Raw genomic sequence first — 14,644 nt, forward strand, 5'->3', positions numbered from 1 at the left:
CCCACGAAAGTGGGTTTTGTCATTCTTAACATGAACAATGAGGCTGATAATTAGTTGATAAAAAGAAATATAGCAATAACTTATAATATAATTATTTAATTTTTAATGGAAAAATATTTGGATTTTTACGAGTGCTTAGTCACTAAACCTACATATAGCCCAACTACTATACAAATCAAAATTTAAGAACATGGTAGTTAAGTGATGAAAAAAAGTTTATTGGGCGGCCTTATTCTGTCTTTGTGTACGACTCAAGCTTTTGCATTAAATATTTTATTGGTTAATGATGACGGTCTAACCAGCAATATCAAAGCACTCTATGATGAATTAAAAGCAAATGGTCATAACGTGCTTGTGTCTGTACCATGTTCACCACAAAGTGGTCGTGGTGGTGCAATTGTCATGTACAGTTCAACAACGATTAACGCAGATAATGATAAGCAAATTACGGCTGAAAACGGTTGTCACAATGGTGCAGCACCGATTGGCGCACCTGCGGCTGGAACCTTTACCAAAGCGGGCTATACCAATGGCGACTGGAATTACACGCATGGTACGCCAGTCATGGCAACCGTTTATGGACTAGACGTGGTTGCACCAAAGCATTGGGGTAAAGCACCAGACTTAGTTTTATCTGGCCCAAATGAAGGCCAAAATGTCGGAAAAGTCGTTGTACACTCTGGCACGATTGGCAATGTACAGTTTTCAGCAGGTCGTGGCATTCCATCTATCGCATTAAGTGCCGATACCAACACGGTAGATGACAAAACTTTAAATAACCCTAACTCTGCGATTGTGGCAAAGCAAACCGTAGTGTTATTAAAAGAATTACAAGCTAAGGCAGGCAAGGGCCAGTTGTTGCCAAAAGGCATTACCCTCAATGTGAATTTCCCTAAAAATTTAACAACCAGTACGCCGTTTGCATTTTCAAAAATTGGGACGTATGACTTATATAAATTGAAGTTCCAAGTGACCAAAGATAGTAAAGGCAACAACCAATTTGGTTTAGGAATAGACGCGGCACCATCGGCACCAACTGCCGCTCAAATGTCGGATGAAAGTGCTGTAATGCAAAGCAAAATTGCTGTGACTGCCATGCAAGTTGCTTATGACCAACGACCAGCAGGTCAAGAATGGCTTAAAATCCGTTTAAAAAGCTTATTTAATAAGTAAGGAGAAAGACCATGAAACGTTGTTTATTGGTTTTACTCCTTGGGCTTGGATTGGCCGCTTGTAATGACAATGATCATGATGACCAAGTCTCGACTGAAAAACCTGCCTTAGCGCCGAGTTTAGACGTCGGCACTTATATTATTAGTACCGAAACTGATGAAGAGTTACCTATGGCGGGTAAATACTATTCTGGCGCAGATGGAACTAAATTATTGGTTTTAGATGATGACGAAAACCGTGCCAAGATTGTGATGAGCTATGATGCAAAAGCAAAAGCTTGGCGAAGCAACCAATCTAATCAAGCAATGACAGTTGAATTAGCACATTATGAAAAAATTGCTGATCAAAAACTTTTGCTTAATCAATTGGTCGGCACCTACGATTTATCGTTTCCAGATGGAACGACGGTAAATGCCGAGGTGAATGCACAAGGCAAAATTGTCTCGAAAGATCTAAATTGTGTGTTTACGGGTGTGATTACTGAAAGTGCATTAGCCAATACCGCAAACTATCAACTTACCGATAATAAGTGTGATGCACTAAAAAATAACTCGAAAGGTTATGTTGTGGTAGATGAAGACTTAGGGCCTATGAGTTTTAGACTGGTATCTGACAAGGTTGCATCAAAAGATATTTGGGCATTTGCACAATCTTAAAAATAAAAAAGACAACGGATTCATTTCGTTGTCTTTTTTATTCCAACCTATCTTGCGCCGTTGAAACAGTTAACATGGTTTGAAGGTAATAATCTACACGTGACTGATTATTTTCTTTATGTGAGTTATGCGCATTAAAGGCTGCATCATGAAGTTTCACGACTCGAGCGATCGGATTCAAACCACAACGGAGTAAATATTCTTCGCGTGTTTCACTTTCCCGTTTAGTTAATGCATCTACTGCATCACGAACTTCTTTTCCAAATAAGCTTTCGATTTTGTCTAGGGTAAGAGGCGTGTCTTCAACGCTATCGTGGAGAAGAGCGGTAATAATATAGACCTCTGAAAATTGGTGCTCGATTAATGAATTGACCACACCTTTAATATGGTAATCAAAGTAATCATGAGGACCATACTTTTGACCTTGATGCGATTCTTTTGATAATTTCTCTGCTAATTCAACTTTATTTTGAGTCATTTTTTGCTCTTATTACTTTAAAGATATAACGCAGCCTAATGGTTGAGATGGGGTGCTTAAGTCATAATTTTATACTGAATACTTAAGTTAGGCATAAGAGTTACTGCTCATTTTTGTTTATTCATTTTTGTTTGATAAGAACAAAACCTGACCTTAAATTTTTGCAACTTTAAAATTTAACTTAATGATATAAAAGCAGATTGTAAATATTACTTAAGAATATCCTTAATTATGTAATTAAATGAAAAATAATAATTATTTAAATATTTTCTAGCCAATTTCACATTGACACTTCAAATATTGGAGATTACCATTTGCGGGCTGGCCTACATTGCCAGTCGGTTTTAGCAGACCGTTTTTTTGGACTACATCAGGATTATTTCTTCTGAGGAATAGTTTTGCATGTAAATCTCGTCCCCTCCCGTAGCGGTAGGACGGGAGAGGGACACCCTCGGGTGTGCTGGAGTCCAAACCAGTCTGCTAACCCTCTTTCGTTCTGCCACCATAAATTTTATGCTCTGGCAGAACTCCATATATAAGGAGTTAGCTTTGCGCATCCATCATTTCTTGGCACCTATTGCCAAAAGCTATAACAACACAGCTTAAAACATTTAACGCAGCTTGATCGCCGTAAGGCTTTTTCAGGCTTTAGCTCGTTATTACTTAAAACTTTCATCAACAACTAAAACTTGAGATGTGCTAGGCACAGTCTTTACGGCTTTGCTACGCCTTTTTTTCACCCTTAGAAAAGTGTAAGGCTTTTATATCTCATTTATATACAACAAAAAATTTAATTTATAACGGTAAAAATATGCCAAATTTAGTTCTCCCAACACGTGCATTAAAAGTCGTCAATAAATCAATTGAACTGTTCAATTACAACGGGTTTCATATCGTGGGTGTCGACAGACTTGTGAAAGAGTCTGAAATACCAAAAATGACGTTTTATAACTACTTTCAATCTAAAGAACGCTTTATTGAAATCTGCCTGATGGTGCAAAAAGAGCGACTTCAAGAAAAAGTAGTTACTATGCTCGAATACGACCACGACACAAGCGCAGCCGATAAACTCAAAAAGCTCTATGACTTACACGCAGACATAGACGGGCTGTATTACCTGTTATTTAAAGCCATTTTTGAAACGAAAAATAACTACCCAAACGCCTATACAACCGCCGTGAGATATAGAACATGGCTCACCAACGAAATATATAGCCAGCTTAGAGCACTTAACTCCGATGCTTCTTTTACCGATGCCAAACTATTTTTATATATGATCGAAGGCGCCGTCATTCAGCGTTTAAGCTCAGATGAAGTTGATGAAAGAGTATTGGAGGTGTTTTTGAGGGGGATGGGGTGAATTCTTTAACTTATAATCGTCTAATTGAAAGCAACAATGGTTTAAACTATTTTTAATATTACATCCACTTAGTATAAAAAATGTATTACCTATATTTTCTTTTATTGTATAGTTTGGAAATGAAATAAGATGAAAAAGTTTAACTTTTACTTAATAAAATATTAACTGAAATAGGGTATGACTAGGTGAAAATCTCAAGTGTTAGTTTAAAAGGTTTTCGTAATTTTAAAGATAGTACTATCAAATTTAATGGTGATACATTAATCATTGGAGCAAATGATGTTGGTAAAAGCAATTTACTTCATGCTTTAAGAATTTTGTTAGATAAAACTTTATCTGATTCAGACATTGAACCAACAGAGTTAGACTTTTATATCTCACCTTGTGAGGCTATGAATATTCTAGAAATAACAATTTGCTTTGAAGATATACAAGAAGATGCTGTTTTATCTATTTTAAAAGGAAATGTTAGTAGTGAAGCTAAAACTTTCTTACGATATCAGGCTGTTAAAAATAATTTAAGTTATCAAATTTTAATAGGTCCTTCTTTAGAAAATCTTGAGCTAATAAACAGCCGTTTTTATTTGAAATATGTCAATTTAAAATATATTCAATCCCAAAGGGACTTACAGCGATTTATTCAAAAAGAAAAACGTAAGTTACTTAAACTATCTCAATCAAATTTAACCGAAAGTCAAAGAGAAGAAGACACGGACTTGTTAAATGAAATTGGTTTTGACTTAAAAGAAATAAATGAAAAAATAACCCAATTATATTATGTAGATCATGCAACTAAAGAAGTAAATGAAGAACTGAAGAAATTAGCATATCATCATTCGGAATATTCAGTTCAATTGGATTCTGGTGCTATTCAAGTTAGTGACTTTATAGACAATCTTCAATTGGGGGCAAATGTACATGGTTCAAATATTCTTCTAGGAGGAGATGGTAGAAATAATCAAATTTTATTAGCTTTATGGAAAGCAAAAAGTATTGCAGAACATGATATCGATCACGAAGTTGTTTTTTATGCTGTAGAAGAACCAGAAGCCCATTTACATCCTCATCAGCAACGTAAATTAGCTAACTATTTAATAGAAGAGTTGCCGGGTCAAGCTATAATTTCCTCACATTCACCTCAAATAGCATCACATTTTTTACCAGATTCAATTATTCGTTTATTAGTAAAAAATTATAGTACAGTGGCTGCTAGTGGAGGATGCTCAAACTGTATTTCTGAATATTGGGATGACATGGGATACCGTATAAGCATAATTCCAGCAGAAAGTTTTTTCTCTAATGGTGTTTTCTTAGTTGAAGGTCCTTCAGAAGTTCTTTTGTATACTGCTTTAGCCAAAGCTTTAGAAATAGATTTAGATTACTATAATATTTCTATCTTATCTGTTGATGGTATTGCTTTTGAAGTATATACAAATATTCTAAATGCTTTAGAAATTCCTTGGGTAATGCGAACTGATAATGATGTGTCTAAAGTACCAAGAAAGAGCGAATGGCAATATGCAGGGGTTAATCGCTGTTTAAGAGCAATAGGATTGGCAGAATGGCCAAACAGTACAACTGATATTAATCACATAGATGTTACAAATGATAAGAGATGGAATTCTTTTTATGCTTCAATAAGAGATAAAGGAGTATTTATTTCAAATGTTGATTTGGAAACAGATTTAATAAATTCATTAGAAGCGACCATACTTCCTATTTTAGATAAAGAGAATAAGCAAGATGCAATAAAATTTATGCAACAAAAGAAAGCAATACGGATGTCTTATCTTTTAAAACAAATTAAAGGAAAGTTAATTGACCTTGAGAATAATGAATTAGCAGAGCCTTTAAAATACTTAAAATCTTTAATAACTGGATAATAGTATGAAGACTCTAAATTTAACACAAGAGCAAATAGAGGCAATCGAATATTCTTCTAATTTAGTTATTTTAGCATGTCCTGGTAGTGGAAAAACTACCGTGATGAAAGAGAAAATAAGAAAAAGTATTCCTACCTTGTTATCTCATCAAGGTGTTATTGCTATGACTTTTACGAAGAAAGCTAGTGCAGAGTTAAAAAAAAGATGTAAAAGTAATGGCTTTATTACAAAGCAAAGTTTTTTTGGGACTATTGATAGTTTCTGTTTAGAAGAAGTTATTTACCCTTTCTTATCTCATTTGTGGAGTGGTTATCCTAATAAATGTAAAATTATTACTGAACTAACAGGTCTTCAGAAAAATTTTTTTAAACAGCCTTATATAGCGCCTACTTTGAAGAATATTATAAATGATGAAATAGGCTTCCTTACTCTATATAAACACAATTTTTTGTGGATTGATTCTTTGGCAGGTTTAGCACTATATATTTTAGAAAACTGCACGGCAGCTGTCCGGTATATTAAGGCTAAATATAAATCTATTTTTATTGATGAATATCAAGACTCTTCAAGGGCGCAACATGAACTTTTTATGAAATTCATTGAGATAGGCTTGATAGGCACGGCGGTGGGTGACATTGATCAATCCATATATCAATTCAGAGGAAGTGATCCTAAATGTATAGAAGAACTAAAAGCTAATCCATTATTTAAATTTTTATCTATTAGTCAAAATCATCGTTCACATGTATCAATTGTAAATTATGCATCAAGATTATTAAATCCTTCATATCCTATAAAGCCTTGTAAAGAAATTAGAATCTTCAGAGGACTTTTTACAGGAAATCCAACTCAAGCTGCAAAGAAAATTTCCGAGTTAATTAAAAGAATTACTTCATCTCATGAGTCTGTCAATTATTCTGATATTGCAATCTTGGCATATAGAACTAGTTCATTAAACTATATAGCTAGAGGACTGGAGCTTGATTATCGTTTATATACAGATACACCCCTTGAAAAAATTGAAACACCCGAGGCAGCATTAATTAGAGATATATTGGCATTCCGTTTTGGTAAAATAACTACTATGCAGGAAATCTTTGATCTGCACTTTGCATATTCAAATTTATCAAAAGGGAATTTATTAAAAATTAGAAAAATCCTTCTAGAACTTAAGAATTTAGAATTAAGTCAAGTAAGAAACAAGAGTATTGAAATTTTAGCTTTGTCAGGTGTTGAGTCTGATTGTCACTCAGAGCTTGAGGCTCTAACCTCGACATTAGGTAGTGAAAATTATATTAAAAATTTTATGCCTATTCTAACAAATGAAGTTCAGCTAATGACTTTACATAAATCAAAAGGGTTAGAATTTCATACTGTTTTTCATATTGATTTAGATGATTGGTCATTTCCATATAGAGAATATACAGGAAGTTGGGATGACCCTCCTTTATACCCTCAATACAAGCAAGATTTAAATTTACATTACGTTGGTATTACACGTGCTAAGGAATATTGTTTACTAGTTCAAACTACTAAACGGTTTAACAAACAAGGAGTAGAGAAAAATACTCAACCATCAAATTTTTTGACGCTTCCTCATCTTGAAACTTTATATAAGGACTTTTTAAGTAGCTGATATTTAATCTACTACTAATTCTAAGAGGAAATATGAAAAATATAGAAATTTTAGAGATCAATGAAATTGGTGAGTATGAAAAAGGCTTATCGCTACTGTTAGAAGATTCTATCAATAACGGAGCTTCAATAGGTTTCTTAGCTCCCATAGAAAAGAACGAAGTCGTGAATTATTGGCGAGAGGTCAATCATAAGTTAGTACAAGGTAATAGTCATCTATGGATTGCCATTCAACAAGGAAAGATTATAGGTAGTGTCCAATTGTCTTTGGTAAGTAAAAAGAACGGCGTTCATAGAGCCGAAGTTGAAAAACTCATGGTACTTACAACAGCAAGAAAACAAGGAATAGCAACATTTCTAATGAATGAACTCGAAAACTTTGCACGAGAAAAAGGTCTGCGCTTACTTTTCTTAGATACACGTGAAGGCGATGTGTCCGAACTTCTATATAGCAAAATTGGATTTGTTCGTGTGGGTGTCATCCCAAGTTTTGCCTTAAGCTCAAACGGGAACTATGACGGTACAGCAATTTATTATAAACAGCTTGTTTAGTTGCTATAAGTATCTATAGAGCAACTCATTGATCACTTAATTCTTATATTCAAAGTCTTTTCAAATAAATATTCAGTTAAAAATTTCTAGCTGAGAGGGCCATTATCTTTAATCTTTTGCGCTGATTTTAGAAAGGAAACAACTCTCAACTAGAAAATTTAGTCAGAAACTATCTGAGCTCATAGGGTGCTCATATCAATCACAAAACGATACCGCACGTCAGAACGTTCTAGGCGCTCAAATGCCTCATTAATTTGATCCATACGAATCATTTCACAGTCAGGTAAAATATTTTGACGGGCGCAGAAATTCAACATTTCCTGAGTTTCAGCAATCCCGCCAATCATAGAGCCTGCAATTCGACGGCGGCCCATAATCATTGGAACAGTAAACGGCTCTTCAAGTAACCCTAATTGTCCAACCACCACAAAAGTTCCATCAATATCTAATAATGGAATATAAGGGTTAATGTCATGTTTTACTGGCACTGTGTCCAAAATCACATCAAAGCCATTCAATGCTTGCTGCATAGCAGCCTCATCTGAAGTATCTAACAAATGATGTGCACCCAATTGTAAAGCATCCGCTTCTTTATTTTTTGAACGGCTAAGTACTGTGACATCTGCGCCTAAGCCTACAGCAAGTTTTACTGCCATATGACCCAAACCACCAAGCCCGATAATACCTACACGAGTACCGGGGCCAACATTCCAAGTACGTAGAGGGGAATAAGTAGTAATGCCTGCACATAGTAAAGGTGCTGCACGCGAAATATCTAAACGATCCGGAATGCTTAGAACAAAATGTTCCTTCACGACAATATGCTTGGCGTATCCACCATAGGTATTTTCACCTGTGACACGATCCTGACCATTGTAGGTTTCGGTCAGGATTTCACGGCACATGTGCTCTTCACCTTTTTGACATTGATCGCAAGCCATACAACTATCAATAAAAGTTCCCACGGCGACATGATCACCAATTTTAAACTTGGTCACTTCTCGACCAATGGCAATTACTTTGCCAACAATTTCATGACCGGGAACCAACGGGTAGACCGTGCGTCCCCAGTCGTTTTTTGCCATATGTAAATCTGAGTGGCAGACGCCTGAATATAAAATCTCGATTGTCACATCATCGCCATTTGATTCGCGACGTTCAAATGTGAATGGCACAAGGGACGTGCCTTGCTCTACAGCAGCATAGCCATAAGTTTTCATCTTTAAATCTCAACTTTTGAATTTATGAGCCAAGAACTACTCGAGGGTAAATAAGATCTTTGAGATCGAAGCCATTTTGCTCATTGACAATGCCAACCACTTTGTCGCTTTGATACAGTTGGTAGGCATAATCCGCTAATTGCTCGGCGCTAATAAATGCTTCTGGACTAAATAGGTGGTCGCCATCTATGCCACCATTAACAGAAGCTTGGCCTACAAATTCGGTTGCCGTTGCACCCGGTGCCAAGACTTTAACTCGCATTTTTTTGCCTTGAGACTGCATAGCTAAAGCTAGACCTTCGGTAAACGAGGCAACATAAAACTTGGTGGCGCAATAGGTGACTGCAATATCAAATTGGGCGTATCCACCAATGGAAGCGGTATTGATTAAGGTTGAATCTTTGTCTGCATAATCTTTTACATACAGTAAAGATAAATCCGTCAAAGCCTTAATATTCAGGTTAATCATATCGTTGGCTTTCTCAAGGTTAACATCCCATGGAAAGCCATAATCACCAAAGCCTGCATTGTTAATGAGGACATCAATCTGGAAAGAATTTAACTTTTCATAAAGTTGTTTTGCACTGCCATCTTTACTTAAGTCGGCAGTTTCAACATAAACTTTAATGGCAGGATATTTCGATTCAATGTCTTGTTTGATTTGCTCAAGTGCCTCAATGCGGCGGGCAACAATAATTAAATTAAAACCTTCAGCCGCAAATTTATAGCTCAGCGCTTTACCAATACCTGAGCTGGCACCAGTGATAAGAACAGTTTTCATAGATATATTCAGCTTATAAAGAGAGGGTGAAACACGAGGTGAAGGGAGAGGAAAGTTTCCCTGATTGAGAAACTTTCCAATTTATGAATTAAAGATGTTTTTGAAAAAATGGAATAATTTTTTCTAAGGCTTGAGCAACAGGTTCAGGTTGATCATATAAGTCATAGTGGCTTGCATCTTTAACCACAAAGAGGTTTTTATCTTTAGAAGCCGCTTTGCTATATAGCTCATAACCATCACGATATGAACCGAAGCCTCCCGGAACTCCACCAATCACAATTTGTAAGGGTTGAGTGAGTAGGTGATCTGCCAAATGAAACGCATCAAACCCAACAGCAGCCGCTAAACCTGAAAAGCGAAGTTTATTTGGTGAACCTTCTGCCTGACCGCGCGGGGTTTTGTAGTAATCTACAGCTTCTTTAATATCAATATCATGAATGCCAGCTTGCTCACGCTCTTGTTGTGAGTTTGGAATGTACTGGGTAATAAATGGTTCGGCACCACGAGCTTCCGCAGTACGCTGTGCTGCAATGGCTTCTAAAGTTTTAATGGCAGCTTCAGGTGTTTGGTCGCCTTCACGCATTAAACGACCATAGTTTGCTGCAACCACAGTTGCGACTGCTTTAAAACGGCGTTCAGTCATAGCAGCATTAACAGCATAACCACCGCCACCACATACGCCTAATACACCAATACGGTTTTCATCAACATAAGCAAGCGTTGTTAAATAGTCGGCTGCACAGCGGAAATCTTCTACACGTGTTGCAGGGTCTTCAAGAAAACGAGGTTCACCACCGCTAGCACCTTGATACGATGCATCAAATGCTAAAGTAATAAACCCAGCTTCAGTGAGTTTTTCACCATAGATTGCGCCGGCAGTTTGTTCTTTACAGCTACTAATTGGATGGGCGCATACAATCACTGCATATTTTTTATTTTCATCAAAATCTTTTGGAAAACGTATAGTTGCAGATACATCAATATCTTTATTTTTAAAAGTTACAGTTTTCATCATTTTTCTCCAAGAGAAGAACTATCTCGATGAAACCAATATACCCCTAGTGATTCATTATGATAATCCACTATAATGAGATAGCACTTATATTGAATACTTATAAATAATGAAAGAAAATCTGAATGATTTGCATACATTTATTGTGGTTGCACAGGAGCGAAGCTTCACTCGTGCGGCTGCAAAACTTAGAACTTCACAATCAGCGATTAGCCAAACACTCCGTAATTTAGAGGATCGAATTGGTATAAAGCTATTATCAAGAACTACGAGAAGTGTCGCACCGACAGAAGCAGGTGAATATCTGCTCAGCTTGATTCAACCTGCCATCGAAGAAATAGAACATGGCATGAATCAGCTTAGTGCTTTAAAAAACGATCCGGCAGGAACATTACGTATTAGTGCCGATGAATATGGAATCCAAACTGTTTTATGGCCCGCCGTTGAAAAAGTTATACAACAATTTCCAAAAATCTCAGTCGAAATTACCTCTGATTATGGTCTGGTCGATATTGTAGATGGTCGTTTTGATGCAGGGCTTCGAAGAGGCGGTTTGGTTTCTAAGGATATGATCGCTTTACAAATTAGTGATCCTATACAAATGCTGACAGTGGCTACCAAACAATATTTAGAACGTTACGGCCATCCTAAGCAGCCAAAAGATTTAGTTGAACATCAATGTATCAATTTAAGGTTACCCACACATGGCGAACTTTATCGTTGGCAATTTACCAAAGGAAATAAAACGCAGAGTGTTAACGTTAACGCTAAAATTGTTTTTACAACCTTATCTCCCGTGCTTCAAGCAGTAAGAAGTGGAGTAGGAATCGCTTATCTACCTATTGATATGGTTCAGCCTTATATTGAAAGTGGTGAACTGGAAGAAACGCTAAAGGACTGGCGGCATAGCTATGAACCGTATCACCTGTATTATCCGCATAGACGTGAGCAAGCGCCTTTATTAAATATCTTAATCAATGCATTAAAAGAAAATTTTAATAAGGCATAGCGCTTAATCAGATTGATCTTCTTAAGCGCACTCATTGGAAATAATAAGTATTAGTTCATTACCGTGGTAATCACGGACATTCCCGGACTTAAGCGATTTAAATCTTTTTGATTTGAATCAATCGCAATTCGCACCGCAATACGCTGTACCACCTTGGTAAAGTTTCCTGTGGCATTATCCGGTTTAATGACACTAAATTCAGAGCCAGCAGCAGGTGAAATTTCTTCTACATGACCTGTGAATTTTTGATGGCCCAACGCATCGACTGTAAAAGTAGCTTTTTGGCCAATACGCATGTTTTTCATTTGGGTTTCTTTAAAATTGGCAATCACCCAAGTTTTTTGGGGAATTAAAAAAAGCAATTGAGAACCCACTGATACATATTGTCCAACACGTGGATTGACTTCACCCAACTGTCCATCCATAGGTGCATAAATCACACTATAATTTTTAGTTGTTTTTGCTTGATCCAGTTGAGCTTGGGCATTATTAACCTCAGCCTGTAAACCGACTTTAGCCACTTGCGCCGTTTTTAAAGCCTCCTTTGCAACCGACAAATTTGCTAAAGCTTGTTTAAGAAGTGCCAAATTATTTCTTTCATTGGCAAAAGCTTTATCTTGTTCGGATTGTGAGGCAGCACCAGAGCTTCCTAATTGTGAATAACGTTTTGACTCAGCTACAGAAAGTTCATATTCAGCTTGAATCTGATCTACTTTTGCTTGCGCTGAGGCAATATCGGCTTGACGCTGTGCAATGGCTTGTTGTTGATTGGCCAAATTATTTTTTGCTTGTTCAACCATTGATTGTGCCTGAACTACTTTTTGATCATAGGTTTGAGCATCAATAATCAGGAGTGGTTGACCTTTTTTGACATGATCAAAATCTTTCACTAAAACACGTTTTACATAACCATTGATTTGTGAAGATAAAATCGTGGTTTGACCTTTAATATAGCTGTTATCGGTTTGTTCACTGTTTAGAGCAAATGGCGGTAAGTGCCAAGCCCTGAAAATAAACAGTACTCCGACCAATAGTACAATTGCCATAATAATAAGGGTCGATTTCTTCGGTTTAATTAATTTGGAACTAAACTGAGCTGAAGAACCCAGTGTTTGTGCTTGTTCAGCCATTTTAATTACTCACTCATGCTTGTTTGCGTGCGCTATAACGCGTCCATAACAATGAACTCACGCCAAAGATAAATACGAGGGTTGCCAGTAGCGCATTGATTTTGATTACGTCATTAAATGCGAGAACTTGAGCTTCACGGGTAACAACTTGATTTAAAGATTTTTGTGCATAATTCTGCTGAAAATTGGGATCGGTACTGTTTTGTCGAGCCTGACTGCTATATAGCTGAAGTCGAGATTCTACCGTAGCATTGGTTGTATCTAGATTTGTGTAGATTGCATTTTGATGTAGACGAGTTTGATATTGTTGATAGGTTGAAAAGAAAGACGTACCGATTAACCCACCTAAGTTTTGGGTAACTCCCAATAACACAGCAAAAGTCACTACACTCCATTGGCTGTGTTGTAGTACACGGAAGTAACCAATCAATACGAGTGGTCCCATAAAAATACCGCCTGCGCAGCCAATCAAAAACTGCGAAAGGTAGAGATTATGAGGTCGAATATCATGCGTGAGACCAAGATCTAAACCGCAACCGATCAGAATAAGCAGTTCTGCAACCAGCAATTGCTGCATTAATAGGTGTTGTTTAAACGTTAAAATACTTGCAACGCTTCCGACGAGAACACCCAGCCCAATCATGCCGTAGAGTCCTACTAATTGTTCGGGTAATAAGCCCATTGCTTGTAAAAAATGTCCGACCGCATAGTTTTGCTCTGACATGAGAATGCGGATTGAAAAGGCACCGATCATAAACGTGAGCGTCGATTTCATGACAAGCCATTGGGTCACGATGAGCGGATGTTGACGATGATGTTCAATCACAAGACCAATGACTAATAGGACAAAGCCCAAAGAAAGGGCATAAGCAATCCAAGTGTTGTTAAACCACCAAACAATAGGGCCTTGAACAAGTACTGCACTGAATAAGGCTATGGCAGGAAAGATAAAAAGAAGTGGAAAAATATCGGCTTTTTCTAATACGGCAGCTCGGATACTACGCGGTAATTTGAGGCTGACCACCATTGCTAAACAGCATAGATAAAGACCAAGTTCAAAATAGGCTAAATCTGTCCATCCTTCACCGTGGGTAATACCGGGTGAAATCATCCATGCCAAAGGTAAACCAAACTGTTGTAAACCTAAAATGACATAAATACCTTTCAGTGCTGACGGTTTTTTAAAGGACTGGATAACATAATGTGCGCTCATCGAAGTCAGAGGAGCTGCGACAATACCTGCGAAAAATCGAACCGCTAAAGCCATTTCATAGCTATTTACAAGTAAATGTAAACCAATACAGATACAGCATAAAACTAAACTGATTTCAGCAAATAAACGAAGTCCGAACTGTTGCCTAATTTTAATGACATATAAATTTGCAGCAGTATTTCCAATAACGAAAGCTGCAGGAAGCCAAGCTGCTTCACTTGGGGTAAGGCCAAATTCACCTTGAAAGAGCAAAGCATTGGAAATAATTAAACCATTTCCTAGACTTGCCGAGAGTGCGATAAATACACCAATAAACAAGTAAGCCACTCTCAGGTGATTCGGATGCTCAATTGAGGCAGGTGAGCCAATCAATGCCGGACGTTCTGTTTCCGTCCAGTTAGGCATAGGCTCTAAATATTTTGGCGTTCTTTGCATAACTGAAGCCTCTGCTTCACAAATTTAAGGCGTAAAAATCTATCGACGCATTTAAAATGCAATCGTTTAGATAAGTGAGAACGTAAAAAAGAACGAGAGCTGAGTAC

Annotated in this window: 13 protein-coding genes; 7 read left to right on the forward strand and 6 right to left on the reverse strand. The window is 37.0% G+C overall.

Annotated features, from left to right (window positions below; translation table 11 throughout):
* Positions 1-201 precede the first annotated feature (201 nt).
* A complete protein-coding gene (gene surE / locus F984_RS09045) occupies positions 202-1,173 on the forward strand; it encodes a 5'/3'-nucleotidase SurE (protein WP_079377104.1) in 972 nt (323 codons plus the stop codon).
* 11 nt (positions 1,174-1,184) lie between these two features.
* Positions 1,185-1,829: a hypothetical protein gene (locus tag F984_RS09050; RefSeq protein WP_004708718.1), complete on the forward strand. Its 645-nt coding sequence runs from the start codon at positions 1,185-1,187 to the stop codon at positions 1,827-1,829.
* A gap of 37 nt (positions 1,830-1,866) precedes the next feature.
* Here the strand turns inward: F984_RS09050 and F984_RS09055 are convergent, their stop codons facing one another.
* Positions 1,867-2,307: an HD domain-containing protein gene (locus tag F984_RS09055; protein WP_004708720.1), complete on the reverse strand. Its 441-nt coding sequence runs from the start codon at positions 2,305-2,307 to the stop codon at positions 1,867-1,869.
* An 811-nt stretch (positions 2,308-3,118) separates the two neighbouring features.
* On the opposite strand from F984_RS09055, the gene F984_RS09060 reads away from it, so the two are divergent.
* The 4 genes from F984_RS09060 to F984_RS09075 all read left to right on the forward strand — a co-directional run bounded on the left by F984_RS09060 (position 3,119) and on the right by F984_RS09075 (position 7,737).
* Positions 3,119-3,667, forward strand: coding sequence for a TetR/AcrR family transcriptional regulator (locus F984_RS09060; RefSeq protein WP_004708722.1), 549 nt, complete (start codon positions 3,119-3,121; stop codon positions 3,665-3,667).
* Positions 3,668-3,852: 185 nt separating this feature from the next.
* A complete protein-coding gene (locus F984_RS09065; RefSeq protein WP_004708724.1) occupies positions 3,853-5,550 on the forward strand; it encodes an ATP-dependent nuclease in 1,698 nt (565 codons plus the stop codon).
* A gap of 4 nt (positions 5,551-5,554) precedes the next feature.
* Positions 5,555-7,186 carry a UvrD-helicase domain-containing protein gene (locus F984_RS09070; protein WP_004708726.1) on the forward strand — a complete coding sequence of 544 codons (1,632 nt, stop codon included), beginning with the start codon at positions 5,555-5,557 and terminating at the stop codon, positions 7,184-7,186.
* A 32-nt stretch (positions 7,187-7,218) separates the two neighbouring features.
* Positions 7,219-7,737: a GNAT family N-acetyltransferase gene (locus F984_RS09075; protein ID WP_004708728.1), complete on the forward strand. Its 519-nt coding sequence runs from the start codon at positions 7,219-7,221 to the stop codon at positions 7,735-7,737.
* A 179-nt stretch (positions 7,738-7,916) separates the two neighbouring features.
* Here the strand turns inward: F984_RS09075 and F984_RS09080 are convergent, their stop codons facing one another.
* The 3 genes from F984_RS09080 to F984_RS09090 all read right to left on the reverse strand — a co-directional run bounded on the left by F984_RS09080 (position 7,917) and on the right by F984_RS09090 (position 10,750).
* Positions 7,917-8,957, reverse strand: a complete 1,041-nt coding sequence (locus tag F984_RS09080) for an NAD(P)-dependent alcohol dehydrogenase (protein WP_004708730.1) — start codon at positions 8,955-8,957, stop codon at positions 7,917-7,919.
* A gap of 22 nt (positions 8,958-8,979) precedes the next feature.
* On the reverse strand, positions 8,980-9,738 hold the full coding sequence (locus F984_RS09085) for an SDR family NAD(P)-dependent oxidoreductase (RefSeq protein WP_004708733.1): 759 nt from the start codon (positions 9,736-9,738) through the stop codon (positions 8,980-8,982).
* 88 nt (positions 9,739-9,826) lie between these two features.
* Positions 9,827-10,750, reverse strand: a complete 924-nt coding sequence (locus F984_RS09090) for an alpha/beta hydrolase (protein ID WP_004708735.1) — start codon at positions 10,748-10,750, stop codon at positions 9,827-9,829.
* Positions 10,751-10,859: 109 nt separating this feature from the next.
* On the opposite strand from F984_RS09090, the gene F984_RS09095 reads away from it, so the two are divergent.
* Positions 10,860-11,759 carry a LysR family transcriptional regulator gene (locus F984_RS09095; RefSeq protein ID WP_004708736.1) on the forward strand — a complete coding sequence of 300 codons (900 nt, stop codon included), beginning with the start codon at positions 10,860-10,862 and terminating at the stop codon, positions 11,757-11,759.
* A 50-nt stretch (positions 11,760-11,809) separates the two neighbouring features.
* On the opposite strand, the gene F984_RS09100 is transcribed toward F984_RS09095, so the two are convergent.
* Complete coding sequence (locus F984_RS09100; protein ID WP_004708738.1) at positions 11,810-12,889, reverse strand: HlyD family secretion protein; 1,080 nt, start codon at positions 12,887-12,889, stop codon at positions 11,810-11,812.
* A gap of 13 nt (positions 12,890-12,902) precedes the next feature.
* Entirely contained in the window at positions 12,903-14,537 is a 1,635-nt protein-coding gene (locus F984_RS09105) for an MFS transporter (protein WP_004708740.1), read from the reverse strand.
* Between the last annotated feature and the right edge of the window lie 107 nt (positions 14,538-14,644).

The sequence above is a fragment of the Acinetobacter nosocomialis NIPH 2119 genome, assembly GCF_000368085.1.
GTDB classification, from domain to species: Bacteria; Pseudomonadota; Gammaproteobacteria; order Pseudomonadales; family Moraxellaceae; genus Acinetobacter; species Acinetobacter nosocomialis.